At 44.5% G+C, this 23,340-nt stretch carries 27 protein-coding genes and 1 pseudogene; 23 read left to right on the forward strand and 5 right to left on the reverse strand.

What is annotated here, in order from left to right; genetic code table 11:
- Window positions 1-15 precede the first annotated feature (15 nt).
- Window positions 16-342, forward strand: coding sequence for a YuzD family protein (locus AXI59_RS00280; RefSeq protein ID WP_061522214.1), 327 nt, complete (start codon window positions 16-18; stop codon window positions 340-342).
- Between the two features lie 39 nt (window positions 343-381).
- Here the strand turns inward: AXI59_RS00280 and AXI59_RS00285 are convergent, their stop codons facing one another.
- Window positions 382-1,449 carry an NAD(P)/FAD-dependent oxidoreductase gene (locus AXI59_RS00285; RefSeq protein WP_061522215.1) on the reverse strand — a complete coding sequence of 356 codons (1,068 nt, stop codon included), beginning with the start codon at window positions 1,447-1,449 and terminating at the stop codon, window positions 382-384.
- 265 nt (window positions 1,450-1,714) lie between these two features.
- Between AXI59_RS00285 and AXI59_RS00290 the strand changes: the two genes are divergently transcribed.
- From AXI59_RS00290 to AXI59_RS20200, 11 genes and pseudogenes are all read left to right on the forward strand, one after another.
- Complete coding sequence (locus AXI59_RS00290) at window positions 1,715-1,951, forward strand: YuzB family protein (protein ID WP_061522216.1); 237 nt, start codon at window positions 1,715-1,717, stop codon at window positions 1,949-1,951.
- A 132-nt stretch (window positions 1,952-2,083) separates the two neighbouring features.
- Window positions 2,084-3,298 carry a NupC/NupG family nucleoside CNT transporter gene (locus AXI59_RS00295; protein ID WP_061522217.1) on the forward strand — a complete coding sequence of 405 codons (1,215 nt, stop codon included), beginning with the start codon at window positions 2,084-2,086 and terminating at the stop codon, window positions 3,296-3,298.
- Between the two features lie 309 nt (window positions 3,299-3,607).
- Window positions 3,608-4,462: a diaminopimelate epimerase gene (gene dapF / locus AXI59_RS00300; RefSeq protein WP_061527066.1), complete on the forward strand. Its 855-nt coding sequence runs from the start codon at window positions 3,608-3,610 to the stop codon at window positions 4,460-4,462.
- 74 nt (window positions 4,463-4,536) lie between these two features.
- Entirely contained in the window at window positions 4,537-4,899 is a 363-nt protein-coding gene (locus AXI59_RS00305; protein ID WP_013353444.1) for a HesB/IscA family protein, read from the forward strand.
- 49 nt (window positions 4,900-4,948) lie between these two features.
- Window positions 4,949-5,180 (forward strand): annotated as a pseudogene (locus AXI59_RS18920) (GNAT family N-acetyltransferase); the annotation flags it as partial.
- Between the two features lie 466 nt (window positions 5,181-5,646).
- Entirely contained in the window at window positions 5,647-6,219 is a 573-nt protein-coding gene (locus AXI59_RS00310; protein ID WP_061527067.1) for a hypothetical protein, read from the forward strand.
- Window positions 6,220-6,283: 64 nt separating this feature from the next.
- The gene (locus tag AXI59_RS00315) at window positions 6,284-6,619 is read left to right on the forward strand and encodes an uberolysin/carnocyclin family circular bacteriocin (RefSeq protein ID WP_061527068.1); all 336 of its coding nucleotides are present in this window, start codon (window positions 6,284-6,286) and stop codon (window positions 6,617-6,619) included.
- 82 nt (window positions 6,620-6,701) lie between these two features.
- Entirely contained in the window at window positions 6,702-8,357 is a 1,656-nt protein-coding gene (locus AXI59_RS00320) for a hypothetical protein (RefSeq protein WP_061527069.1), read from the forward strand.
- On the forward strand, window positions 8,350-9,054 hold the full coding sequence (locus AXI59_RS00325; RefSeq protein WP_061527070.1) for an ABC transporter ATP-binding protein: 705 nt from the start codon (window positions 8,350-8,352) through the stop codon (window positions 9,052-9,054). Before AXI59_RS00320 ends, AXI59_RS00325 begins: the two co-directional genes overlap by 8 nt.
- The gene (locus tag AXI59_RS00330) at window positions 9,051-9,578 is read left to right on the forward strand and encodes a stage II sporulation protein M (protein WP_061522263.1); all 528 of its coding nucleotides are present in this window, start codon (window positions 9,051-9,053) and stop codon (window positions 9,576-9,578) included. The genes AXI59_RS00325 and AXI59_RS00330 overlap by 4 nt, the downstream gene beginning before the upstream one ends.
- A 16-nt stretch (window positions 9,579-9,594) precedes the next feature.
- Window positions 9,595-9,813, forward strand: coding sequence for a DUF5970 family protein (locus AXI59_RS20200; RefSeq protein ID WP_061522307.1), 219 nt, complete (start codon window positions 9,595-9,597; stop codon window positions 9,811-9,813).
- Between the two features lie 41 nt (window positions 9,814-9,854).
- On the opposite strand, the gene guaC is transcribed toward AXI59_RS20200, so the two are convergent.
- Window positions 9,855-10,835 (reverse strand): GMP reductase, encoded by a 981-nt coding sequence (gene guaC, locus AXI59_RS00340; protein ID WP_061527071.1) that lies wholly within the window; start codon window positions 10,833-10,835, stop codon window positions 9,855-9,857.
- Window positions 10,836-11,066: 231 nt separating this feature from the next.
- Here guaC and AXI59_RS19600 point away from each other — a divergent pair, with 231 nt between their 5' ends.
- Window positions 11,067-11,210 carry a hypothetical protein gene (locus tag AXI59_RS19600; protein WP_156476189.1) on the forward strand — a complete coding sequence of 48 codons (144 nt, stop codon included), beginning with the start codon at window positions 11,067-11,069 and terminating at the stop codon, window positions 11,208-11,210.
- A 41-nt stretch (window positions 11,211-11,251) separates the two neighbouring features.
- On the opposite strand, the gene yumC is transcribed toward AXI59_RS19600, so the two are convergent.
- Window positions 11,252-12,247, reverse strand: a complete 996-nt coding sequence (gene yumC, locus AXI59_RS00345) for a ferredoxin--NADP reductase 2 (RefSeq protein WP_061527072.1) — start codon at window positions 12,245-12,247, stop codon at window positions 11,252-11,254.
- A gap of 310 nt (window positions 12,248-12,557) precedes the next feature.
- Between yumC and AXI59_RS00350 the strand changes: the two genes are divergently transcribed.
- From AXI59_RS00350 to AXI59_RS00360, 4 genes are all read left to right on the forward strand, one after another.
- Window positions 12,558-13,778 carry an NAD(P)/FAD-dependent oxidoreductase gene (locus tag AXI59_RS00350; RefSeq protein ID WP_061527073.1) on the forward strand — a complete coding sequence of 407 codons (1,221 nt, stop codon included), beginning with the start codon at window positions 12,558-12,560 and terminating at the stop codon, window positions 13,776-13,778.
- A 174-nt stretch (window positions 13,779-13,952) separates the two neighbouring features.
- On the forward strand, window positions 13,953-14,081 hold the full coding sequence (locus tag AXI59_RS19605; protein WP_156476190.1) for a YuiA family protein: 129 nt from the start codon (window positions 13,953-13,955) through the stop codon (window positions 14,079-14,081).
- A gap of 69 nt (window positions 14,082-14,150) precedes the next feature.
- Window positions 14,151-14,471: a YuiB family protein gene (locus tag AXI59_RS00355; protein ID WP_061522267.1), complete on the forward strand. Its 321-nt coding sequence runs from the start codon at window positions 14,151-14,153 to the stop codon at window positions 14,469-14,471.
- Window positions 14,472-14,571: 100 nt separating this feature from the next.
- Window positions 14,572-15,213 (forward strand): 3D domain-containing protein, encoded by a 642-nt coding sequence (locus tag AXI59_RS00360; protein ID WP_082791686.1) that lies wholly within the window; start codon window positions 14,572-14,574, stop codon window positions 15,211-15,213.
- 30 nt (window positions 15,214-15,243) lie between these two features.
- Here AXI59_RS00360 and AXI59_RS00365 read toward each other — a convergent pair whose 3' ends face one another.
- Window positions 15,244-15,720: a divergent PAP2 family protein gene (locus tag AXI59_RS00365; protein WP_061522268.1), complete on the reverse strand. Its 477-nt coding sequence runs from the start codon at window positions 15,718-15,720 to the stop codon at window positions 15,244-15,246.
- A gap of 147 nt (window positions 15,721-15,867) precedes the next feature.
- Here AXI59_RS00365 and AXI59_RS00370 point away from each other — a divergent pair, with 147 nt between their 5' ends.
- On the forward strand, window positions 15,868-17,358 hold the full coding sequence (locus tag AXI59_RS00370) for a leucyl aminopeptidase (RefSeq protein ID WP_061522269.1): 1,491 nt from the start codon (window positions 15,868-15,870) through the stop codon (window positions 17,356-17,358).
- Between the two features lie 129 nt (window positions 17,359-17,487).
- Entirely contained in the window at window positions 17,488-18,816 is a 1,329-nt protein-coding gene (locus AXI59_RS00375; protein WP_061527074.1) for a Na+/H+ antiporter family protein, read from the forward strand.
- 38 nt (window positions 18,817-18,854) lie between these two features.
- On the opposite strand, the gene AXI59_RS00380 is transcribed toward AXI59_RS00375, so the two are convergent.
- A complete protein-coding gene (locus tag AXI59_RS00380) occupies window positions 18,855-19,457 on the reverse strand; it encodes a biotin transporter BioY (RefSeq protein WP_061522271.1) in 603 nt (200 codons plus the stop codon).
- 98 nt (window positions 19,458-19,555) lie between these two features.
- Between AXI59_RS00380 and AXI59_RS00385 the strand changes: the two genes are divergently transcribed.
- The 4 genes from AXI59_RS00385 to dhbC all read left to right on the forward strand — a co-directional run bounded on the left by AXI59_RS00385 (window position 19,556) and on the right by dhbC (window position 23,340).
- Window positions 19,556-20,155 (forward strand): sulfite oxidase-like oxidoreductase, encoded by a 600-nt coding sequence (locus tag AXI59_RS00385; RefSeq protein ID WP_061527075.1) that lies wholly within the window; start codon window positions 19,556-19,558, stop codon window positions 20,153-20,155.
- Between the two features lie 173 nt (window positions 20,156-20,328).
- Entirely contained in the window at window positions 20,329-21,201 is an 873-nt protein-coding gene (locus AXI59_RS00390; RefSeq protein WP_061527076.1) for an alpha/beta hydrolase, read from the forward strand.
- A 134-nt stretch (window positions 21,202-21,335) separates the two neighbouring features.
- The gene (locus AXI59_RS00395; protein WP_061527077.1) at window positions 21,336-22,121 is read left to right on the forward strand and encodes a 2,3-dihydro-2,3-dihydroxybenzoate dehydrogenase; all 786 of its coding nucleotides are present in this window, start codon (window positions 21,336-21,338) and stop codon (window positions 22,119-22,121) included.
- Between the two features lie 22 nt (window positions 22,122-22,143).
- Window positions 22,144-23,340, forward strand: a complete 1,197-nt coding sequence (gene dhbC / locus AXI59_RS00400) for an isochorismate synthase DhbC (protein ID WP_061527078.1) — start codon at window positions 22,144-22,146, stop codon at window positions 23,338-23,340.

Consider the following 23,340-nt stretch of genomic DNA (forward strand, 5'->3'; position numbering starts at 1 on the left):
AAGGGGATGATAAACATGACAGAACCGATTATGCTCAGCGTTTACGGTGCGGAAACCATCTGCGCAAGCTGCGTGAATATGCCCGGCGCCAAAGATACCTTTGAATGGCTGGAGGCGGCGCTGAAGCGGAAATATCCTGATCAGCCATTTAGGATGCAGTATATTGATATTAATGAACCGCCTCAACAAGAAGGCATTCAAGAGCTCTCGGAACGAATCAGAAGCGATGAATTCTTTTATCCGCTCGTTTTAGTGGAGGATGTCATTGTGGGGGAAGGGAATCCGAATTTAAAAGATATATATGAAGAAATGGAAAAGCGCGGCTACGTACCTGGCCCATAGAAAAAAGCCGCTGACGGCCAATCAGCGGCTTTGCTTTTATCATCCGTTATGATGCTTGTACATCCATAAAAGCCCGGATTTTAACAAGCGCGGCACACGCCCGATCAGCGGACGATCGGCGACAAGGCCGAAGCCCGCTTTTTTTCCGAGTGAGCCGAGCACGCCTTTCAGCTTAAACTGCGGCATCGTTTCCGGCAGCTCTTCCTGGTTCCAGCGTTTTTGTAGAATTTGTACGATTTGTTCAGCCTGGGCTTCGGCCAGCTGGGCGCTGGGCGCATGCGGAAGGCTTGCGCAATCGCCGACGACGTATACATGCTCATCGCCCGGAATATTGTGGTGCGGTGTTAACACGACGCGGCCTTGTGCGTCTTTTTCTGCATCTAAGTCTCTTACGGCCTGATTCGGCTGAATTCCGGCCGTCCACACGATGGCATCGGCGTGAATGGCTTCGCCGTGGTTATACACGATGCCGTCTTCCACTTGTGTAATATTCGCTTTATTGATAATGGTGACTCCGTGTTCCTCAAACCATTTTTGCACATATTTGCTCAGCCGTTTCGGAAAGCTTGATAAAATCAGTTCACCGCGGTCAAATAAGATAATGTTTAAATCGTCACGGCTCTCTCTTAATTCACTGGCAAGCTCAACGCCGCTTAATCCCGCTCCGACGATAGCGACAGCTGCATTTGCGCCGAGGTTGTTCAGTCTTTGATAGGTTGCGCGTGATTGGTCAATTGTCTGAATGCTGTATGTGTATTCCGGCGCGCCGGGCACGTTATGATACTTATCCTCGCAGCCCAGCCCGATCACCGCGTCATCGTAAGAAATCGGTTCCCGGTCATGGAACAGCACTTGTTTATTTTTCGTGTCAATGAAAGACACCTCTCCGTATTGAACATCCAAATTCGGGTGTTCAGGAAAAGACACTCTGATATGATGATCAGAAATAGTGCCGGCAGCAAGCGCATAATATTCTGTTTTTAAGCAGTGATACGGATTTCTGTCAATCAGCGTAATTGAAATATCTGACGGAAGCTGGTTCGGCAATAAACGGTGAAGCACCCGCATGTTCCCGTAACCCCCGCCGATCAAGACCAATTTTTTCATTATGATTCCCCTTTTGCCCGAAAAATATGGTAGTCAATGTTGTTACAAAATAACGAACTATGTAAAATAACATCTAGAATTATATCGAATTTGATCTAAAACCACAATAATAGTTTTAAAATAACCTACAAATTGACCAGAAAGCGCACAATAGTAAAACCTTTACCTTGAATTAATATGTTACGATAATACTTGCGCCAAACCATCTCTTTGACGAAAAGCGGAAATTCCGTTAGGATAAGGTACATATGTGAGGTGAAACCGCATGAATCCGATGATTGAATTCTGTGTCAGCAATTTAGCGCGCGGTTCCCAGGAAGCACGGGAGATATTGGAGAAGGACCCGAATCTGGACGTGCTTGAATACGGCTGTTTAAGCTATTGCGGAAAATGCATGGAGTCCATGTTCGCCCTTGTCAACGGCGAAGTGGTCACAGGGAACACGCCGGCTGAACTTGTTGAAAACATATATACATTCATAGAAGAAAATCCGATGTTTTAATCAGTGGCTCCGAGCGGGCCTCTTTTTTTATTGCTCCGAGTTTTGGCAAAACAAAAAATTTGTAGACAGCAAAAATAAATATTGTTATCTTAATAAAGACTTTTTTTAAATAAAATTTTAGAGGTGGATTCATTGAATATAGTTTGGGGGCTGCTCGGGGCAGCGGCTGTATTAGCCATTGCTTTTTTGTTATCAGAAAAGAAAAGCAAAATTAATGTACGAACCGTCATCGTCGGTTTATGTTTACAAATTGCCTTTGGATTCATCGTGTTAAAGTGGGATGCGGGACGGGCCGTGTTTTTATGGTTTTCAAGCCGCGTTCAGCTTCTCATTGATTATGCGAATGAAGGGATCAGCTTTATTTTTGGCCCTCTTTTGAAAGTGGGCAGCAGCCCGGCATTTGCATTGAGCGTTCTGCCGGTCATTATTTTCTTCTCGGCGCTCATTGCTGTTTTGTATCACCTGAAAATTATGCAGCTCATTTTCCGCGTCATCGGAGGCGGGCTGTCAAAACTTCTTGGGACAAGCAAAACAGAATCGCTTGCAGCGGCAGCGAATATTTTTGTCGGCCAAACCGAATCACCGCTTGTCATTAAACCGCTGATTGCCGGATTAACACGTTCCGAGCTGTTTACGATTATGACGAGCGGCCTTTCGGCTGTAGCAGGCTCCACTCTTTTCGGCTACGCGCTGCTCGGCATTCCGATCGAATATTTGCTGGCGGCAAGCTTTATGGCGGCCCCGGCCGGTCTTGTCTTCGGTAAAATACTGATTCCGGAAACGGAAAAAACGCAGACGGTAAAAGGCGATTTTAATATGGACGAAGGTGAAGGCGCCGCGAATGTGATCGACGCCGCCGCAAAGGGCGCGTCCACAGGTCTTCAAATTGCTTTGAACGTCGGCGCTATGCTGCTTGCGTTTGTCGCATTAATCGCTGTTGTGAACGGAATTCTCGGCGGAATCGGCGGCTGGTTCGGTTTCAAACATATTACATTAGAATCCATTCTCGGGTATGTGTTTTCTCCAATCGCATTTGTGATCGGCGTTCCTTGGCATGAAGCGCTGGGAGCCGGAAGCTATATCGGACAAAAGCTTGTATTGAATGAGTTTGTCGCTTACTCAAACTTCGGCCCCCATATTGCAGATTTTTCAAAAAAAACGTCTACCATTATCAGCTTTGCCTTGTGCGGTTTTGCCAACTTCTCATCCATTGCGATTATGCTCGGCACACTGGGCGGTTTGGCGCCAAGCCGCCGTTCGGACATTGCGCGTCTCGGATTGAGAGCGGTCATTGCGGGAACGCTCGCAAACCTTCTCAGCGCCGCGATCGCCGGCATGTTTATTTAAACGTAAAAAAAAGCCACGATTTGTGGCTTTTTTTCTATTTTCATCTATTTGCTCGTATGCAGCAGCTTTTTTTGAATTAAATGTGTTTTCTTCATTCATTGTTAAGCGCTTCCAGTGTTTGATAATTCGTGAGCTGCCCTATTATACTATTCTGCCCGTTTATTCATCAACGATTTTGGTTTTAAACGATAAAAGCTCCCTGCATATAATTGCAGGGAGCTTTTATGTATGAAAAACGGGGGATAATTGTATTGTGTCCGCTAGAAAGAGCTTTTATACTAAGAGAAAGAAAAAAAGTTGGAGGCCGATATGAATTCATTTCGTTTTACCAAGATGCACGGTCTTGGAAACAGTTATATATATGTGAACCAATTTGAAGAACAGCTGCCGGAAGAACGGCTGGCTGACATCGCCATAAAGGTGTCGAGCATTCATACGGGCATCGGCTCAGACGGATTGATTCTGATCTGCCCGTCTGAGAAAGCACCCGTAAAAATGAGGATCTTCAATAATGACGGTTCAGAAGGAAAAAACTGCGGAAACGGTCTTCGCTGTGTGGCAAAGTACGCATACGAACATAAGCTGACAGAAGAAACGTCCTTTTTCATTGAAACGCTGTCAGGGCTAGTGAAAGCAGACATTAAAGAGGAAAACGGAATTGTGCGTGAAGTCGCAGTTGATATGGGCGAACCGCGCCTCACAAAAAAAGAGCTGCCGATGGAGGGCAATGGGGATGAACAGACGATAAATGAAACCTTCTCATTTGGAGAAGCGGAGCTCGCGGGAACAGCTGTTTCAATGGGAAACCCCCACATTGTTTTTCCGATTGAAGATATCAATCAAGCGCCTTTGACAACGCTCGGACCCGTCATTGAAAAAGATCCGAGATTCCCGGAAGGCGTCAATGTCGAATTTGTGGAAACGGTAAATGCCAACGAGCTTCATTTTCGCGTATGGGAGCGGGGCTCCGGCATTACACAGGCATGCGGAACCGGTGCCTGCGCAGCGGCTGTCGCATCTGTATTAAACGGTGTATCCGAACGGAATCAGGATATTACTGTTCATTTAGCCGGGGGCGACCTAGTGATTAACTGGCAGGACAACGGACATGTCCTTATGACGGGCCCTGCTGAAACCGTATGTGACGGCGTCTATTTTCTGTAAACAGCTCGTTTGAGAATTGGGTCTTTCATGTTTATAATAGATAACAGCATCCGTTTTAAAAAGGAGGTCATACCATGAGTGTTCCCGTAACAATTACTGAAGCAGCGGCTTTGCACATAAAAGATATGATGAAAGAGCACGAAGAAGAAAACGCGTTTCTCCGTGTAGGCGTAAAAGGCGGCGGCTGCAGCGGCCTGTCTTACGGAATGGGTTTTGAGCATGAAAAAGGCGAAAAAGACAGCTTGTTCGAGCAGCACGGCATCAACGTTCTGGTCGACAGCGAAAGCCTTGATATTATGAACGGCACCATCATCGATTTCAAGCAGTCTATGATGGGCGGCGGTTTCACCATCGACAATCCGAACGCCATCGCATCATGCGGCTGCGGTTCTTCTTTCCGCACGGCCAAAAACGCCGGTACGCCGGAAGAGTGCTAGACTGATCAATCCTATGCCTTCTTGAAAAGGATCTGTCCTTTTTCAAGAAGGCTTTTTTGTACTCGAAAAAAGGACGGGGATACATATGCTGAAAGACATAGTGGAAAAGGCTGTCAGGCTGGTGACCGATTATACGTTTCATGATCGTAAACTGCATCGGATTGAGGCTGGAGTCATGCCGCACAACACGCCGTCGATCAGGGGGCGAAAATGTGAAGATTATTAATGGAAAATGGGACGATCACCAGGTGCTGGCGATTATTGATCCGAAAGTTAAATAAATGATATCCTCCTCTATTTGATATGTCTTCTTAAATCCTTTAGAGTGAGTCTGGCTCCAGGTCAACTATAAATGCAAAATCACCTGGTTTGCTCTGGGAATCTTAGCAGTCAACATCAATGTTTCTATTTTGTCAGTGTGACGCTGTTCAACTCTTCAGATCATTCTTCTATTTCTTCTTCATTTTGATTGATTTTCCTTTCTAGTCTATTTAAATCAATTGTTATTGAAACAAAAGGCAGAATAATGATATCATTCTCCTTTTTGGATTTTCGTTCAAAACATTATTGTTTATAAATCTGAATAAAAAGAAAGAGTATTTGGTGCTGAAATTCGAGAAAACACCCTATTCGAATCATAATACTAAAGTCATAATTTATATAAATTGTATTGATTTTTTCGTAGGAATAAACTAAGTTGTAAAAGTATAGAATATTTAAATTATTTTGTAAGAAAAGGATGGTAATATGATAGGTCAATTGAGTAATAAAAAAATCTTTTTAAGTGCTTTTTTCATCATTTTGATCTGTTCATTACTCTTCCAATTTAGTATTTCAGATAAGATATTGAACACTTATTATTCTTCTGTCGGAGAAAATACCTATGACGTAGGGGAAAAAAGTGTGCGTACAATTGTAATGTTTCTGCAAGGTTTTATGATTTTTACGACTTTTGTAGAGATTTTGATTGGCGGATTTATTTTATTTGTTGTGGCTTTTATCCTTGGTTCGAAAAAACCAAAAAAAATATATCTTCTCCTATACACTTTAACTTCTCTGATTTTGGCATTTAAAATGTTTATTCTTGCGATTGTAAACTACTTAACTGCTGATTCCTCTCTTATATATTCAGCGAGCGGCACTTCATTGGATTTGCAGCTGCTAGACCCGTTTTTTTTGATATCGATTGCGGCTTTGTATGTTGTCAGCGGAAAATTGACTGATTTGAACAAAGGAAAGAGACTTATTTTGACAGGAAGTTTTGTTTTATTAAAGCTCATTACTATTTTCTTTAATTATTTTATGGTGGATAAGATTTAGCCCGGGGGAGAGCAAATGAGGCTGAATTTTATTATAGATTAAAAAAAGAACAGGAGATGTTACGATGAACTTAGTGAAATCTAATAAAAAATCTTTCTTGTTATTTGGTGCAGCTCTTGCTGCTGCTGCATTAGTTTACGCACTTTTATTAACTGGTACAGAGTTAAATGTTGCAGCGGCTCACACATTTTCGGCAAATGCTGAATTAGCTTCAACCCTTGGTATCTCTGCAGCAGCTGCTAAAAAAGCAATTGATATTATTGATGCTGCGTCTACAATTGCGTCTATCATCTCTTTAATCGGTATTGTCACTGGCGCAGGTGCTATTTCTTATGCTATTGTAGCAACGGCAAAAACTATGATTAAGAAATACGGCAAAAAATACGCTGCCGCTTGGTAAGGTAAATTCATAAATACCCGCTCTTTTTGGACAAGCTGCAAAAAGAGCCTCTCCCCCAAAAACATATGGTAAGGATGAAATTATGAAAGTAAAACAAATAGTTGCTCTTATCAAGTATAATACCCTGTCATCATTTCGTAAAAAGAAGGAAGATTGGAGTATTCCTCATCTAAGTAACAAATTATTGTCAGCTATCATTATTTCTTGTATATGTTTCTATTTGATTTTATTAGGATGCGGCATTGTATTCGGAACAAAAATGGTTGAGCTTCCCGTTAAAGCGTGGGGGCAATTTGTTTTAATAGCGGTTTCGCTTGAGCAGCTTTTTTGGTCGGCTGGCTTTTTTAAAGAAAACCATCATGCGTTTCTATTGGATACGCGTAAAGTCATTCATCAATTAAAAAAAGTTCGTTTTTTACAGCTGTTTTCTGTGTTTATCGGGCAGTCACTCAAAAAAACGATTATCATTTGGTACCTTTTTGTTTTTCCTTTATTTTTATTTTTAAGCAGTGCTGGTATGTCTAAAGTTTATCCTGCTGCCGTATTCATGTTAGGAACAGTTTATTTTTGTCTTAACTTATTTTTATCTATGCTGTTTTCATATGTTTTATATGCTCTTACAAATATATGGAGCAAACTATTTTATTTTAAAGTAATGAAAGGGATTTTATTTGCCTTCAGTTTGTTGATTCCGCTTGTAATTGGGTATATTGTTTATCTTCTTGTGTTTGGCGGGCATACAATGAGGGACATCTCCGATTTTATGGAATCGCCAGCTTTTAAACAAATATTAATGAATACGCCATATGTGTTTTTAGCATTCCGTGCACATTCTGTTCTGTTCTTTGTCACAGCGCTGGCTGCTGCGGGGCTTTTGGTCATAGGGCTGTTTAAAATATGGTCTGCTGCTCTGAAAAAAATGGATCTCATCCCTTATATTTATTTATCAAAAACTGATTTTTCACCGAGGCTGCAATTAAATAGTAAGCATAAAATCTTTCGTGCCATCTTTCAAAAGGATTTGCTGTTCTTATTAAGAATAGACGGTTTTTTTATCAGGAATTTTGGCAGTATGCTTTATCTGTTAATGTTGTTTATAGGCTTTAGCATTCCGCTGCTTTCCCATCATTTTACCGGATATTCAACAGCTGCAATTGTTTCAGCTTCGGTCGTCATTGCTAATTTTTCTTATCAGCTCGTAGGAGATGCGCTGAAAACAATATTGTCAGTTGACGGAGAAATAAAAAATCAGCATCTGTTTCATCGAAATATTAAAAATGCTTGGCAAATGGTGTTTCCGAAAGTATGTATTTATAATCTTTCGGTTTTAATATACTCGTTCATTATCTCCATTTTGATAACCTTGTTTTTTCCATCTTCTGCGGCGCTGACTATCTACTTGTTTATTGTATTTGTATGTTCGGGTTTTTTATACAGTCTTGCACAAATTTCAAGCACTGCGCTGTATCCCAAGAAAAACTGGGAACATCTTTATGAAATTGGAGAAGCGGGAAAAGCAAAGACGTATAACAATTTATACGGTTCCTTTATTTTCATTGTGTCGCTTCAAATAGCTGCAATTACGACATATCTGATTTATAAAAAACCTGAACTTGAAACGATACTGATTCACTCGGCTTCAGGTGTTTTGATCCTGTTCACGCTATTAAACTATGGAGTCATGTTTCTTTTTCTTCGAAGAATCAATATGGCGGAAAGGTTTGCGAACAATGATTAAATTGGTGAATATACAGAAAAATTATAGTGAAAAACAGGTGTTAAGAAATGTTTCTTTTGAAGTGAAAAAAGGTTCAATCTATGCTTTGTTAGGGACAAATGGAGTTGGAAAAACAACAACATTAAAAATTATTTCCGGGTTGCTTAAACCAACTTCCGGGTACGTATTGATTGATGGAAAAGAGATGGATTCAGAGCAGGGAGGGCAAATATCAGCTGATATTGGATTTGTACCCGACCATGCGTTTTTATATGATTATTTAACTGGAGTTGAATACTTACGTTTTACAGCCGAAATGTTTCAAGTACCTTCTCAACAGACAAATGATTATATTGACAATATGTTAGATACAGTAAAGCTTTCTCAAGACGGGAACCAGCTCATTAAAACGTATTCACACGGCATGAAACAAAAACTGTCAATTGCGGCCGCACTCATTCATCAGCCCAAAATTTTAATTCTTGACGAGCCGTTAACCGGCATTGATTTAATAAGCGGGAAGACCATACGCACGTTATTAAAAGAGTACGTAAAAAGAGGAAATACAGTCTTGTTATCTACTCATTTGCTGGAGCTTGCTCATTCTTTGTGTGATACGATCGGTATAATTCATGAGGGAATCTTTGCAGCGGAATATCAATCATCACAGCATTCTTTAGAAGAAATTGAAGAAATGGCTGAGAGTATATATACATGATGAGCCGGATCTCGCAGTCAGTTAAGATGTCCTTCTTCCCCTTGATCGCATCATTGCTGTTTTTTATAGGCGGTGTGGTTACTGCAGTGTTTTCAGATGATTTTTTTTCCGCGGCGCCTTATAACGGTTCGGCAGGCGCAGTTGAATTGTTGAAGAATAATGCAATAGCTTGTCTGTTTTTAACGGCAGGTTTTTTTACTTTTGGTTTAACCTCGATATTTTATTTGTTTTCTAATGGGTTTATTTTGAGCGGCTCGATTATAGAAAGCCTGCATAACGGAGTTCCTTTTTATCAGATTATTTTACTGCTAATTCCTCATGGAATCTTTGAAGTGCCTGCGTTATTATTAAGTGGCGTTATTGGTTTTAAGAGTGTTGAACTGGTCATTAGGCTGTGCTTTTCTAAGCAAAAAAAGATTATGATTACGATGTTTAAACATATGGGCATTATGGTGCTGTGCATTATTTGTTTACTTATCGCTGCGGCAATAGTTGAGGCTTATATCACACCAATATTTAAGTAGAAGGGGCAGAATGAATATGAGAAGTAAATTATCATTGATCGGAGTGCCGATTGTTATGATCATAGGGTATGTCATTTCTTTATCCTTTGAGTGGTTATTTCCTGTTCTTACTTTTGGGGCAGCGGGATTGTATATTTTTTTATTTGCCCCTTTTCATAAAATGATTCGCTACGTTTTTTTGCTTATCTTTCTCATTAATCTTTTGTCCAGTATTGTTCTCTATTATAATATTTAAAAAGACATTCAATACATGAATGTCTTTTTTGTAATTGCTGTTTAAAATTTATCGCCATTAAAAATCGAGTTTTTCACGATGACGTAATCAACATTTCGAATCGCCTCAAGCTTGTTTCCGCCGGCGTAAGAAATTGAGGATTGCAGATCCTGTTCCATTTCAGTCAGCGTGTCTTGTAAAGAGCCTTTATGCTCGACATGCATTTTTTTGCCCTCAACATTTTTCTTCTCGCCTTTTTGATATTCGGAAGCGGAACCGAAATATTCCTTATACAGCTTTCCGTCTATTTCAATCGTTTTTCCCGGTGATTCTTCGTGTCCGGCAAACAGTGATCCGATCATGACCATTGCTGCTCCGAAGCGGATTGATTTCGCGATATCGCCGTGCGTGCGTATGCCGCCGTCTGCAATAATCGGTTTGCTCGCCGCTTTTGCGCACCAGCGGAGTGCGGCTAATTGCCATCCTCCCGTTCCGAAACCTGTTTTTATTTTTGTGATGCAAACCTTCCCTGGACCGATTCCCACTTTTGTCGCATCAGCACCCGCGCGTTCTAATTCCCTTACGGCTTCCGGCGTTCCGACATTGCCTGCAATGACGAAGCTTTCCGGCACATTCTCTTTAATAAATTGAATCATCTCAATCACGGCATTGGAATGGCCGTGGGCGATGTCAATTGTGATGTAATCCGGCACTAGCTGCTGTTCTTTTAATTCCCGGATGAAGACATAATCATTTTCCTTCACGCCGACACTGATGGAAGAAATAAGCCCGCGCGCTTTCATGTCTTGGACAAAGGATAACCGTTTTTCCGGCTCAAAACGGTGCATGATATAAAAGTAACCGTTCTCCGCAAGCCAAATTGCGATGTTCTCATCTATAATCGTTTGCATATTTGCCGGTACGACCGGAAGCTTAAATGTGTGCCCGCCCAATGTCACGGATGTATCACATTCAGATCGGCTGTTCACAATACACTTTGCAGGAATTAATTGAATATCTTCATAATCAAATGCGTTTTCCATACATAACACCCCTAAAAACGAATGATAAAATTAATAAACAAATAAAATGTTCGTCTTTTTATAATGTACTTCGTTTTGTAGCTGATGTCAAATATTTTCATGTTTCTTTATGGTAAGGCGAATGCCGGCGGCTTGTCATCCGTACGGAGTTTGGTTATCATAGTGGTATTGGATTTTCAGATCAACTGTTTGTCTTTATAGATAGGGAAGAAACAAGAGGGAGGGTTCGGTGTGAACCAAGAGCAGCACGAACACAATCCAAAAGCCCAAAAAATTCAGGATCGGATTATTTTAGGAACGATCTGGGTCGTGTCAGCACTTGTCATTGCGCTCGTTGTCGGAACGGTCATGAATTATATTTGGATGTTTAAATAAAAAAGAGTCTGTGCCAAGATGACACAGACTCTTTTTTATTATTATTTTTCAAACATGCTTGTGGAATGCAGAGGCTGGACGCGCGCTTTCGGGTCCATGTAAGCCTTTGCGTTGTTCACGGCTGTCGGCGCTTCGCCGAAACCGCTGGCGATCAGTTTTACTTTTCCTTCATATGTGCAGATGTCTCCCGCAGCGAAGAAGCCTTCAATATTAGTTTCCATTGTGCTTTTCACCACAATGGAGTTTTTTTCGATTTCAAGTCCCCAGTTTTTAATCGGGCCAAGAGAAGAAACAAAGCCGTAGTTTACGATCAGGTCATCAATTTCGACAATTTCTTTACGGTCGCCTTTCACTTCTTCAAGCACGAGCTGCTCAATCCGGTCTTCACCGACAAGCTCAGTCGGAACAAACGGCGTAAGCACTTTTACTTTAGAATTATGCAGGTTTTCTACACTGTGCTCGTGCGCGCGGAATTTGTCGCGGCGGTGAATGATGCTTACTTCTTTCGCAATCGGCTCAAGCATAAGCGCCCAGTCCACTGCGGAATCTCCGCCGCCCAGAACCGCAACGCGTCTGCCCGCGAATTGATTGAGGTCGTCAATGAAATAATGAAGGTTCTTTCCTTCATATTGTTCAGCTGATTCAAGCTCAAGCTTTCTCGGCTTAAATGCTCCGTTTCCTGCAGTGATGATCACTGTTTTTGAATAATGCGTTTCTGAGTTCGTTACAAGCTTAAACACGCCGTCTGCTTGCTTTTCAACTGATTCAACGGCTTGCTCTAAGCAGATTGTCTGATCAAATTTTTCCATCTGCTCTTTCAGGTTATTCACGAGCTCTTGTGCGCGGATTTTCGGGAATCCGGCTACATCATAAATATATTTTTCAGGATACAGCGCGCTGAGCTGGCCGCCAAGCTGGGGCAGGCTTTCAATGATTTTGACGCTTGCCTGTCTCATTCCCCCGTAAAATGCAGTAAACAGGCCGACCGGGCCGCCGCCGATAACCGTAATATCGTAAACCTTTGAATCCTCTTGCATACCAAATTGCCTCCTAAATGAAAATTGTTATTAATTATAACATACAATTTGAAACTATGACGAGTGGAGAAACCCGCTCGGCCGCTTCATTCTTGAAAAATATTCATGCCGCCGCTAAGATGGGGACAAATTCCATTCTGTTTTTTCCTGAATGTTTTCCGTTTCTCCCGGATAGTATGGTGATATGCAGACATGTGCGGTTTTCTAAAAAATTTATAATTCATTTCATAAAATCCCGCCAATAAGCTGAAGCTATTACAAATGTTGATTTGATAATGCGTCTAACAGCAAAAAAAAGAAGGTGGATGTGATGGCATTGAATAAACCCAAAATTGTGGTTTTAGGTGCAGGTTATGGTGGATTAATGACAGTGACGAGGCTTCCGAAGCATATCAGCGCAAATGATGCTGAGATTACTTTAGTCAATAAGCACAACTATCATTATGAGACGACATGGATGCATGAGGCGAGTGCAGGAACGCTGCACCATGACCGCTGCAGATATCAAATAAAAGATGTGATAAATGAATCGCGTGTCAAGTTTGTGCAGGATACGGTGAAAGCGATTGATGTTCAAAATAAAAAAGTGAGCCTTTCAAATGGAGACATTCCATACGATTATCTTGTCATCGGGCTTGGCGCCGTTCCGGAAACATTCGGTATTAAAGGTTTAAAAGAATTCGCATTTCCGATTGCTAATATCAATACGTCGCGCCGGTTGAAGGAACACATTGAGCTGCAATTTGCGACATACAATACTGAGGCTGAAAAGCGTCCCGACCGCTTAACCATTGTCGTCGGCGGCGCGGGTTTTACCGGCATTGAATTTCTGGGTGAGCTTGCCAACCGCATGCCGGAGCTATGCAGAAATTATGATGTTGATGAAAGCCTGGCCCGGATCGTCTGCGTCGAGGCTGCCCCGACTGTCCTGCCGGGCTTTGATCCAGAGCTTGTAGATTACGCCGTCCATTATCTTGAAGGGAAAGGCGTTGAGTTTAAAATCGGCACTGCTGTTCAAGAATGCAGGGCAGACGGTGTCATGGTCGGAAAAAAAGACGAAGAGCCTGAAGAAATTAAATCGCAGACCGTTGTGTGGGCGGCAGGTGTGCGCGGACATCCGATCGTGGAGGAAGCAGGTTTTGAAAACATGCGCGGCCGTGTCAAGGTGAACCCTGATCTTCGGGCGCCCGGTCATGATAATGTCTTTATTCTCGGCGACAGCTCCCTTTTTATAAATGAAGAGACGGAACGGCCTTATCCGCCGACTGCGCAGATTGCGATGCAGCAAGGGGAAACAGTCGCTAAAAACTTAGGCCGCTTGATGAAAGGGGGCCAGCTTGAAGAATTCAAGCCGGATATTAAAGGAACGGTAGCTTCCCTCGGAGAGCATAACGCGGTCGGAGTCGTTTACGGCAAGAAGCTGAAAGGCACGCCGGCGTCCTTTATGAAAAAGGTAATCGACAACCGTTCATTGTTTATGATCGGAGGACTCGGTCTGACACTGAAAAAAGGGAAATTTAAATTCTTCTGAAAACCCGCAGGCGCGGGTTTTTATTTCTTTTAAAAAATGGCGGAACGAAAAGGATACAGAAGTAAAAATAAGATGTTTCCGCTTACATCAAATGATTTGTCACATCTTCTGACTTGGTGCTTGACAATGAGATATGTTATATTATCAGAAAATTAAGAAAAAAGGGTGATCCGCATGAAAACGACAGCAAAAAGCACTGTGGCCGCGTGCCCGTTCTGCTCTGGTAAAGGTTATTTTCAATTGCTTCTTGGCGGCTCCGAAACATGTCCCTCCTGCCAGGGAAGCGGCAAAGAGAGACGCTGATTTTTCCAGACGTTGACTTTTTTACCGCCCCCGAGGTACACTGAAAGTGCTTTAGGGGGGTGGTTGTTTATGATTAGTCTGCCTGTCGTCATCATCTCAATTGTTTTATTTTTTGTTTTGTTTTTCGGCATTGGCTTTCTGTTAAACATGCTGCTGAGGATGTCTTGGATTATGGCTGTTGTATATCCGATTGTATGCCTTTTCATTATCAGCAATAAAAAGATGATCAGTTACGTGCAGGCCCCGGGAGAATCTTTTCAAAGCTTGTTTCAGCGCGTGATGTCATTAGCGATCGCCGATGTTGTGATTTTGGCCGGCGGACTGGCCGGAGCTATTATGTCAGGCATTGCGATTAAGGCGCTTAGAAAAAGAGGATATCAAATGTTTTAAGCTCGCTTTCTTATTTGAGAAAGCTTTTTTTGTATGATGCCGCTTTTGTATAGTGTCTCCCCGAGTTGGGAACAATGACTCGGAGGAGAGGTGATTGATATTGACGATAATCAGGCGCATATTCATGATCGTGCTCTTTTTGGGTGCATGTAACGCCACATACTTTGCCATCACCGGAGTGGAAGCGAAGGACCTGTCGAACTGGATGATTAAAAATCATGGGGAACAATTGGAGAAAATACGTATCCCGCTTCAGTCATTACAGGATCATCCGAAAAGGAAGGCTTCAGGCGAAGTAAAGCCATTGGAAGAAGCTTTTGATTGGAAACGCTATCCGTCACATAAGGTGACTGCAACCGGATATACGGCCGGGGCGGAATCAACGGGGAAATCCCCGGGCCACCCGCAGTACGGCATTACATATTCAGGCGTGAAGGTCAAACGTGATTTATATTCTACGGTTGCCGCCGATCCGTCTGTTTTTCCGATCGGGACCATTTTGTTTATCCCGAATTACGGGTACGGAGTAGTGGCTGACACCGGTTCAAAAATAAAAGGCAGCCGTCTTGATCTCTACTTTGACACTGTGAAGGAAGTTTATAACAACTGGGGCAAAAAAACACTGGATGTTTATATCGTAAAAAAAGGTAACGGAACGGTTACCGAGAAAGAATTAGTAAAGCTGAATGAAACAAAGTCTTTACAAGTATTCAGAAACCAGTATAAAACCGTTAAAGAATAAAAACGCCTCAGCACTCGCTGAAGCGTTTTTTTACATAAAGAAATAATTTAAAATCAAGGTCAGCACAATGCCGGTCAGACCGCCGAAAAACACTTCAATCGGCTGGTGGCCGAGCAGCTCCTTCAATTTTTTCTGTTTTTCTTTCTCCTCCGCCTTCGGAAAATCCTTCGCCTCGCTGACAAATCGATTAAAATCAATGACCAGTTTATTGATGACCGTCGCCTGCTCGCCCGCATGGCGCCTTACACCGGTGGCGTCAAACATCGTAATGACGGCGAAAATCGCGGCGACTGCAAACAGAGGCGAATCCAGACCGCTTTCCAAAGCTATGCCCGTAGACAGCGCCGTTACGGCAGCGGAATGCGAGCTTGGCATGCCGCCAGTGCTTGTCACAAGGGACCAGTCAAGTTTTTTGGATACGATAAATTGAATGGGCACTTTTACAACTTGGGCAAAGATAATTGCAGCAAAGCTCGCCAGTAAAGGAAAATTCATAAATACATCCATATGTGACATCCTTTCTATATAAAACAGTCAAATGGAAACGAAAAACTGCAGGAAACGGCCATAGTTTGGTAAAATAAAATCAATGGAAAAATGTTTTATCATTATACCATTTTACATAACAAATACCCACCTAAGGAGTGTGTGTTCATGTTTTATGCGGCTGATCAACTGCAGCATCCTGAAACACTGGTCGTCGGACTTTTTCAAAAAAGCAGGCTTAACGGAATCGCGAAGGAATTGGATGATGAACTGAACGGACATTTGACACAGCTGTTAAAGGACGGTGATGTGTCTGCGAAACGAAATCGTGTATCAAAAGTATACCCTCCGCTCGGCACAGGTATGAAACGTATTTATTTTATCGGGTTAGGAAGAGAAGCGAATTACTCGTTTGAAGATACAAAAGAATGCTTTGCCCGCGTATTTCAGCAAATACATCAAGACAAACAACAAGAAGTGTCTGTACTGTTTGATACGTTTGTTTCAAGCGAGGTGCCGGCAGCTGATGCCGCTCACGCGCTGTCTGAAAGCTGTCTGCTTGCTGTTTACGAGGTGCAGGATTATAAACATAAATCGAATGAGCCTGATCAGGAGTTAACCTCCGTCTGGGCGGTGACGGATGAAGATCTGCGGGAAGTGCAGGCCGGCCTGAACGTCGGCGCGGCATACGGGCAAGGAACGAATTCGGCCCGAACGCTTGTGAATATGCCGGGAAATATGCTCACGGCGACTGATTTGGCGTCATATGCCGCTGAGCTTGCGGCAAAATATGATTTTGAATGTGAAATTTTAGAGAAGGATGAGATGGAAGAGCTCGGGATGGGCGGATTACTCGCCGTCAACAAAGGCTCGACTGAACCGCCGAAAATGATTGTCCTTAAATATCAGGGCAAAGAAAACTGGGAAGATGTCATCGGCCTTGTCGGAAAAGGGATTACGTTTGATACGGGCGGATATTCCATTAAGCCGAAAACAGGCATTGTAGGCATGAAAAGCGATATGGGAGGCGCAGCTTCCGTCTTAGGCGCAATGGAGATTATCGGGGAACTTCGTCCTGAACAAAATGTGCTTGCCGTCATTCCGTCAACGGACAATATGATCTCCGGCGATGCCATGAAGCCCGATGATGTCATCGTGTCGCTCAGCGGAAAAACCATTGAAATTTTAAACACCGATGCGGAAGGGCGGCTCGTGCTGGCAGACGGCATTACATATGCCAAGCATCACGGGGCATCTGTCCTCGTAGACGTTGCAACCTTAACGGGGGGCGTGGTGGTCGCGTTAGGAACGGAGACGACCGGCGCCATGACAAACCACGCGGCCTTTTATGAGCAGGTCGCCGACTCGGCAAAAGAATGCGGAGAGCCGATCTGGCAGCTGCCGATTACAGAAAAGGATAAAAAACGGGTGAGAAACAGCCAGATGGCCGATCTGAATAATTCGCCGGGACGGGAAGGACACGCGATTATGGCGGGAACGTTTATCGGCGAATTTGCCGAGAACACGCCTTGGGTTCATCTCGATATTGCCGGGACGGCAACAGCCAATAAGGCGACGTGCTTCGGGCCGTCCGGCGCAACCGGCGTCATGGCAAGGACCTTGGCTACATTGGCCGAGCGATTTACGCCCCAAGCATAACCGCAGCCCGCTGCCCTGGAGCAGCGGGTTTTTGATTTCCAAAATCTTTAGTTGACTAAAGCGCAGAATATATGTTAACTTTAATTATCTACTACATTAGCAAACTAAAGGATTTTTGGAGGGAATATCATGAATGCTGTTGTTGTCGCAGTGCTGCTTATGCTCGTATTAAGCCTGCTGCGTGTCAATATAATCATAGCCTTAATGATCGGGGCGTTGGCCGGCGGCCTGACAGGAGGTTTGGGGCTCGGCGAGACGGTGAAGGCTTTTACGGACGGTCTCGGCGGCAATGCCACTGTCGCTGTCAGCTACGCGCTTCTCGGTGCGTTTGCCGCAGCGTTAACGAAGACGGGGCTTCCTGATGCAATGGTTGAAGCGTCTGTCAAATTAATCGGAAAAAAGGAAGATACACGAAAAAAAGCACTCTCTAAAGTGTTAATTGTCCTGATTATTTTAATCATCTCATGTTTTTCGCAAAATGTGGTGCCCGTTCACATCGCGTTTATTCCTGTACTGATTCCGCCGCTTTTGAAAATATTTAATGAACTTGAAATGGACCGCAGATTGGTCGCGTGTGTGATGACATTCGGTCTGACGGCGCCGTATATAGTTCTGCCTGTCGGTTTCGGTCAGATTTTTCAGGGCATGCTGAGAGACAATATGGAATCTGCCGGTTTAAAGGTGCCGCTCGGCGATATTCCTTATGCCATGATCATCCCGACGGCGGGAATGGTCGTCGGCTTAATTTTGGCTGTTATCTTCTTCCGTAAGCCGAAAAAATATGAAATGAAAGAAATTCCCGGATTATCGTCTTCCCCTTATACGAAAAAAAGCATAGCGATCGCCGTTTTGTCGATTGCTGTGTCACTTGGGGTTCAGCTCTATCTTTCACAGGTGTTGGGAGTAGAGGGTATGATCATGGGGGCGCTTGCCGGCCTGTTTACACTGTTTGTCACCGGTGCGATGAAACGCAATGAAGCTGATAAGCTGATAACAGACGGCATGGTCCTAATGGCTTTTATCGGCTTTGTCATGCTCGTTGCGGCAGGTTTTTCAAATGTATTGAATAAAACAGGCGATGTAGCCTCATTAGTAAAAACGTCAACAGGCCTTATCGGCCACAGCCAATCAATGGGCGCGATCCTGATGCTGATTGTCGGTTTGTTAATCACAATGGGAATCGGTTCTTCATTTGCAACTGTACCTGTCATTACCACCATTTTTGTGCCGCTGTGCGTTCAGCTCGGTTTCAGTCCGATGGCAACAATTGCGGTGATCGGGGCGGCCGCTGCGCTTGGAGATGCCGGATCTCCTGCAAGTGACAGTACGCTTGGCCCGACTTCAGGCCTCGGTGCGGACGGACAGCATCACCACATTTGGGATACGTGCGTACCGACGTTCATCTTTTACAACATTCCGCTTATTTTATTCGGCTGGATTGCTGCGCTTGTTCTGTGAAAAAAGGCTCCCTTATCAGGGAGCCTTTTTGGCCGTTCTTATATGGATGACGTATGATTTCTTTTGAAACCTGTCGCTTTATGAATAGAACGATAAATGGCGGGTGCAATAAAAGCCAATAAAATGGCTAAGATGATATCTTTTATGAAAAACCAAACCATATAAAACCAGGCTGTACCATAGCTGATCGGCGCATGAAGCCACAGTTTCAGCGCAATATACATATAAGTCGTGCCGATCACATAAATGACGCCGGTCCCGATGAGAGAAGCTGCGATATAAAGAAACCGGCCGGGCTCAGCTTTTCTTTCTAACAGCCAGCCTGCGGCAAATGCTGCCGGAATGTAAGCGAGAATAAATCCGCCGCTTTTTCCGAGAAATGGGGCAAAGCCCGCTGAGAATTGAGCAAAAATGGGTGCCCCGGCTAATCCGGCCAGTGCATAAACCGTCATCGCAATGGCTGCGCGCCTGCTGCCGAGAAGCATCGCCGCTAACAGACAAAAGAACGGCTGAAGAGATAAAGGAATTCCCGCAACTTGCAAAAAGGGAGCCATTGATGTAATGTTGGCGCCGACACCCATCAGTGCGGCAAACATCCCGATAAGCGCCATATCGCCGGCACGAAGTTTACGTTGATTCATCTGTTTTCCCCCTTATACTTGTACCAGAATAGCGTAATGGAAGCAAAAATAATTGTCAACATGATTTTTTCGAAGGTTTACAAAAATGGAGGTGCCATATGTTTTTCGGGAAAACGAAACAAACAGCACAATCGGAAAGAGTGCCGCCCAACCAAAATGTCACCACGAAATTCCCCGTGCTGCACGCCGGAAATGTTCCTTACTATGAAGATTTGTCAAAGTGGAACCTGCAAGTTTACGGTCTTGTTGATCAGCCGATGCTGTTAAGCTTTGAAGATATAAAATCATCATTTCCGAAAACCGAATCAGAAAATGATATTCACTGCGTAACGGGCTGGTCCCGGCTTGACAATGTATGGGAAGGAGTGCGGGCAAAAGATATCGCTGAGAAAGCGGGGGTGCAAAAAGAAGCGGGATACGTCATTCTTCACGCCGAGGAAGGCTGGACCGCCAATCTGCCGCTCTCCGATTTCACACGGGAAACATCTTTACTCGCATACGCCCATAACGGTGAGCCTTTAACGCCGGAGCACGGCTATCCGCTCAGAGGCGTTTTTCCCCATCTCTATTTTTGGAAAAGCGCCAAGTGGCTGCGCGGCATCCAATTCACGAAGGAAAACCACCCCGGTTTTTGGGAGAAAAACGGCTATCATATGAGGGGTGATCCGTGGAAAAATCAGCGTTTCGTATGGGATTAATTCATATCACGCAATAGTGCTTAGGTACCTTATTGATGTAAGGTGCCTTTTTTATATGGAAATCCATTGACTTTGTTTGGCAAAAAATCTATTATTTGAGGTGTCTTTTGATATTGAAAATCATTATCAATAAGTATATATAAAGCAATTAATAAAGAGGGGATGGACTGATTATGGACGGAAAAAAAACAAAGCAGGAAATTGTGACGGGCGGGCAATTTACGATTCCGGGTACAGAAGTGAGAAAGATGCGTTCTCGGAAAGGAGACCGTGTATATCAAATTTTTTTGTCCAGTCCGCTGGAAGAACCGCCTCCGTCCGGTTTCCCCGTCATTTACCTGCTTGACGGCAATTCCGTGTTCGGAACGATGGCGGAGGCTTTACGGGTGCAAAGCCGCCGGCCTGAGAAAACAGGTGTTGTTCCTGCTGTGATTGTCGGAATCGGTTATCCGACTGACCAGCCGTTTTCTGCCGTGCGCCACTGTGATTTTACGCTGCCTCTGCCCGAATCAGAGCTGCCGGTGCATCCGAAAGGGGCGGCGTGGCCTGAGCATGGAGGAGCAGAAGAGTTTTTGTCATTTATTGAGGAAGAATTAAAGCCTGAAGTGGAGCGCGATTTTCGCATCGACACAGGCAGACAGACGATTTTCGGCCATTCATTGGGCGGCCTTTTTGTGCTGCAAGTGCTTTTAACAAGACCTGAGCTGTTCCAGACCTATATTGCAGGAAGCCCGTCCATTCATTGGAACAAACGGTTCATCCAAGAAGAGGCGGAGCGCTTTGCAGCACGCCTGCGGGATGCAGAGCTTGACGTAAGCGTTCTCTTAGCGGCCGGAGAAATTGAAAAAAGCCATAAGAGCCGGATTCCCGAGCATGCAAAAGCACTGTTTTCGGTATTATCAGAGCTTGAGAGCAAAGGAGTGCGTGCCGAATACCGCGAGTTTGAGGGCGAGGGCCATATTTCCGTTCTCCCGGTATTAATCAGCCGGGCCCTGCGGTTTGCCCTAAATCCGGGCGGGCCTCATACCTCATTTTCATCTGTCTGAAAAAAACGGGTACTTCGGACTAAAAACGGCTGATTCCAAATTTCTAATTGACTGAGAGATTTGATTTGGATATGATTGTCTTGAATCATAATTGATAATGATAATCATTATCAATACAGGAAGGGTATGATGATATGGACGCATTGGGAATGAAAGGGAAAACCGCTTTCGTCACCGGCGCCGCTCAAGGCATTGGAAAAGCAACGGCGCTGGCCCTTGCTGAACAAGGCGTGAATGTGGCCGCTATAGATACGAATGAAGAGAAGCTTCAAGAGCTTACGGAAAGACTTCAAAGTGAAGGCGTGCGCGCTCAAGCTTTTACCGCTGATGTATCGGACAGTGCTGCTGTAAACGATGTTACTGCGGCAATTGAACGTGAGATGGGGCCTATTGAGATACTGGTCAATGTCGCCGGAGTGCTTCGGCCGGGGCTGATCCATTCCCTCAGCGACGAAGACTGGGCAAAAACATTCTCCGTCAATACAACCGGCGTGTTTAACGTCTCGCGCGCAGTCAGCCGGTACATGATAGAGCGAAAAAAAGGCGTCATCGTTACGGTCGGATCAAATGCGGCCGGCGTACCTCGGGCGTCCATGGCTGCTTATGCCGCGTCAAAAGCGGCAGCCGTCATGTTTACGAAATGCCTCGGACTGGAGCTTGCGGAATATAACATCCGCTGCAACATCGTGTCTCCCGGTTCAACCGAAACGGAAATGCAGAGGGCGCTTTGGCAGAATGAAAATGGGGCCAGAGATGTAATTGCAGGCTCTCTCGACACATATAAAACAGGAATTCCGCTGAAAAAACTGGCAAAGCCTTCTGATATTGCAAATGCCATTCTTTTTTTAGCCTCTGAACAGGCAAATCATATTACGATGCACGATTTATGCGTCGATGGCGGCGCTACTTTAGGCGTTTGATTCACGATAAGGAGGTACGGACATGTCAAACCAACATTTATTGACGGAGATGTCAGCAAAAGAGGTGCTTGAAGCTTATCAGCCAGGGGCATTCTTTTTAGCTTCCCCCCGCAGCACGATGCTTGCGGAAGGGATATTTGCGAAGGTGCCGGAAGCAGAGGCCGATTCGCAGCTGGACACGCTGCCTGAACGTGTAATGCGTACGCTTGATCAGGCGAAACGCTCCGGTATAAAACATCCGATTGTGGCAGGGGCCATTCCTTTTGACGGCACAAAGGCTTCACAGCTTTTTGTCCCGAGAGACGTTCATTTGGCCGAATCGCTTTTATTTATGCCAATTACACCTGAAAAACCGCAGAGAAATACATACGACATTTTGCCCGTGCCGGAGCCTGAGGGCTACATGAGCGGTGTGGAGAAAGGCGTTTTCAACATTACGGACGGCCCGCTCAGTAAGATTGTGCTGTCAAGAACGCTCCTTCTGACCGCAGAAAAGGATATTGATATTCATCAGGCCGTTAAGCATTTGGCGCAGCACAATCCGCACGGCTATACGTTTGCCGCAGATGTGACAGGAACATCAGAGACGCGGAAAACACTTTTCGGCGCAAGCCCTGAGCTGCTTCTTTCTAAAACCGGAACGGAGATTATGTCCAATCCTTTGGCGGGCTCAAGACCGCGAAGTGCAGATCCGATTGAGGATCAAAGAAGAGCGGATGAATTGCTGGCTTCAGCCAAGGACCTGCATGAACATGCCGTTGTCGTCGCTGCCGTTGCCGCTGCCCTTAAACCGTTCTGCCGGGAACTTGATGTGCCGGATAAACCGTCGCTCATCCAAACGGAGGCCATGTGGCACCTTTCAACCGAGGTGAGGGGAGAGCTTTCTGATCCGTCAACGACTTCACTTGAGCTGGCTATTGCTCTTCATCCGACTCCGGCGGTATGCGGAACGCCGACAGATGCGGCACGGGAGGCGATTTTTGATATTGAACCGTTTGACCGCGGATTTTATACGGGAATGGCAGGCTGGTGTGATGCGGAAGGTGACGGAGAATGGATTATCGCACTGCGCTGCGCAGAGGCGGAAGCGCGTTCTCTCCGCCTGTTTGCAGGCGCCGGAATTGTCGCCGGATCAAAACCTCAGGATGAATTGGACGAGACATCTGCTAAATTCCGCACGATGCTCCGCGCGATGGGGCTTTATCAAGATGACATGTAA

It is taken from the genome of Bacillus nakamurai, from assembly GCF_001584325.1.
Lineage (GTDB): Bacteria > Bacillota > Bacilli > Bacillales > Bacillaceae > Bacillus > Bacillus nakamurai.

Excerpts from the sequence above, each read along its gene's own strand:
- AXI59_RS00280 (WP_061522214.1), top strand. The coding sequence starts at position 16 with ATGACAGAACCGATTATGCTCAGCGTTTACGGTGCGGAAACCATCTGC.
- AXI59_RS00285 (WP_061522215.1), bottom strand. The coding sequence starts at position 1,449 with ATGAAAAAATTGGTCTTGATCGGCGGGGGTTACGGGAACATGCGGGTG.
- AXI59_RS00290 (WP_061522216.1), top strand. The coding sequence starts at position 1,715 with ATGAATCCGATGATTGAATTCTGTGTCAGCAATTTAGCGCGCGGTTCC.
- dapF (WP_061527066.1), top strand. The coding sequence starts at position 3,608 with ATGAATTCATTTCGTTTTACCAAGATGCACGGTCTTGGAAACAGTTAT.
- AXI59_RS00305 (WP_013353444.1), top strand. The coding sequence starts at position 4,537 with ATGAGTGTTCCCGTAACAATTACTGAAGCAGCGGCTTTGCACATAAAA.
- AXI59_RS00310 (WP_061527067.1), top strand. The coding sequence starts at position 5,647 with ATGATAGGTCAATTGAGTAATAAAAAAATCTTTTTAAGTGCTTTTTTC.
- AXI59_RS00315 (WP_061527068.1), top strand. The coding sequence starts at position 6,284 with ATGAACTTAGTGAAATCTAATAAAAAATCTTTCTTGTTATTTGGTGCA.
- AXI59_RS00320 (WP_061527069.1), top strand. The coding sequence starts at position 6,702 with ATGAAAGTAAAACAAATAGTTGCTCTTATCAAGTATAATACCCTGTCA.
- AXI59_RS00325 (WP_061527070.1), top strand. The coding sequence starts at position 8,350 with ATGATTAAATTGGTGAATATACAGAAAAATTATAGTGAAAAACAGGTG.
- AXI59_RS00330 (WP_061522263.1), top strand. The coding sequence starts at position 9,051 with ATGATGAGCCGGATCTCGCAGTCAGTTAAGATGTCCTTCTTCCCCTTG.
- AXI59_RS20200 (WP_061522307.1), top strand. The coding sequence starts at position 9,595 with ATGAGAAGTAAATTATCATTGATCGGAGTGCCGATTGTTATGATCATA.
- guaC (WP_061527071.1), bottom strand. The coding sequence starts at position 10,835 with ATGGAAAACGCATTTGATTATGAAGATATTCAATTAATTCCTGCAAAG.
- yumC (WP_061527072.1), bottom strand. The coding sequence starts at position 12,247 with ATGCAAGAGGATTCAAAGGTTTACGATATTACGGTTATCGGCGGCGGC.
- AXI59_RS00350 (WP_061527073.1), top strand. The coding sequence starts at position 12,558 with ATGGCATTGAATAAACCCAAAATTGTGGTTTTAGGTGCAGGTTATGGT.
- AXI59_RS19605 (WP_156476190.1), top strand. The coding sequence starts at position 13,953 with ATGAAAACGACAGCAAAAAGCACTGTGGCCGCGTGCCCGTTCTGCTCT.
- AXI59_RS00355 (WP_061522267.1), top strand. The coding sequence starts at position 14,151 with ATGATTAGTCTGCCTGTCGTCATCATCTCAATTGTTTTATTTTTTGTT.
- AXI59_RS00365 (WP_061522268.1), bottom strand. The coding sequence starts at position 15,720 with ATGGATGTATTTATGAATTTTCCTTTACTGGCGAGCTTTGCTGCAATT.
- AXI59_RS00370 (WP_061522269.1), top strand. The coding sequence starts at position 15,868 with ATGTTTTATGCGGCTGATCAACTGCAGCATCCTGAAACACTGGTCGTC.
- AXI59_RS00375 (WP_061527074.1), top strand. The coding sequence starts at position 17,488 with ATGAATGCTGTTGTTGTCGCAGTGCTGCTTATGCTCGTATTAAGCCTG.
- AXI59_RS00380 (WP_061522271.1), bottom strand. The coding sequence starts at position 19,457 with ATGAATCAACGTAAACTTCGTGCCGGCGATATGGCGCTTATCGGGATG.
- AXI59_RS00385 (WP_061527075.1), top strand. The coding sequence starts at position 19,556 with ATGTTTTTCGGGAAAACGAAACAAACAGCACAATCGGAAAGAGTGCCG.
- AXI59_RS00390 (WP_061527076.1), top strand. The coding sequence starts at position 20,329 with ATGGACGGAAAAAAAACAAAGCAGGAAATTGTGACGGGCGGGCAATTT.
- AXI59_RS00395 (WP_061527077.1), top strand. The coding sequence starts at position 21,336 with ATGGACGCATTGGGAATGAAAGGGAAAACCGCTTTCGTCACCGGCGCC.
- dhbC (WP_061527078.1), top strand. The coding sequence starts at position 22,144 with ATGTCAAACCAACATTTATTGACGGAGATGTCAGCAAAAGAGGTGCTT.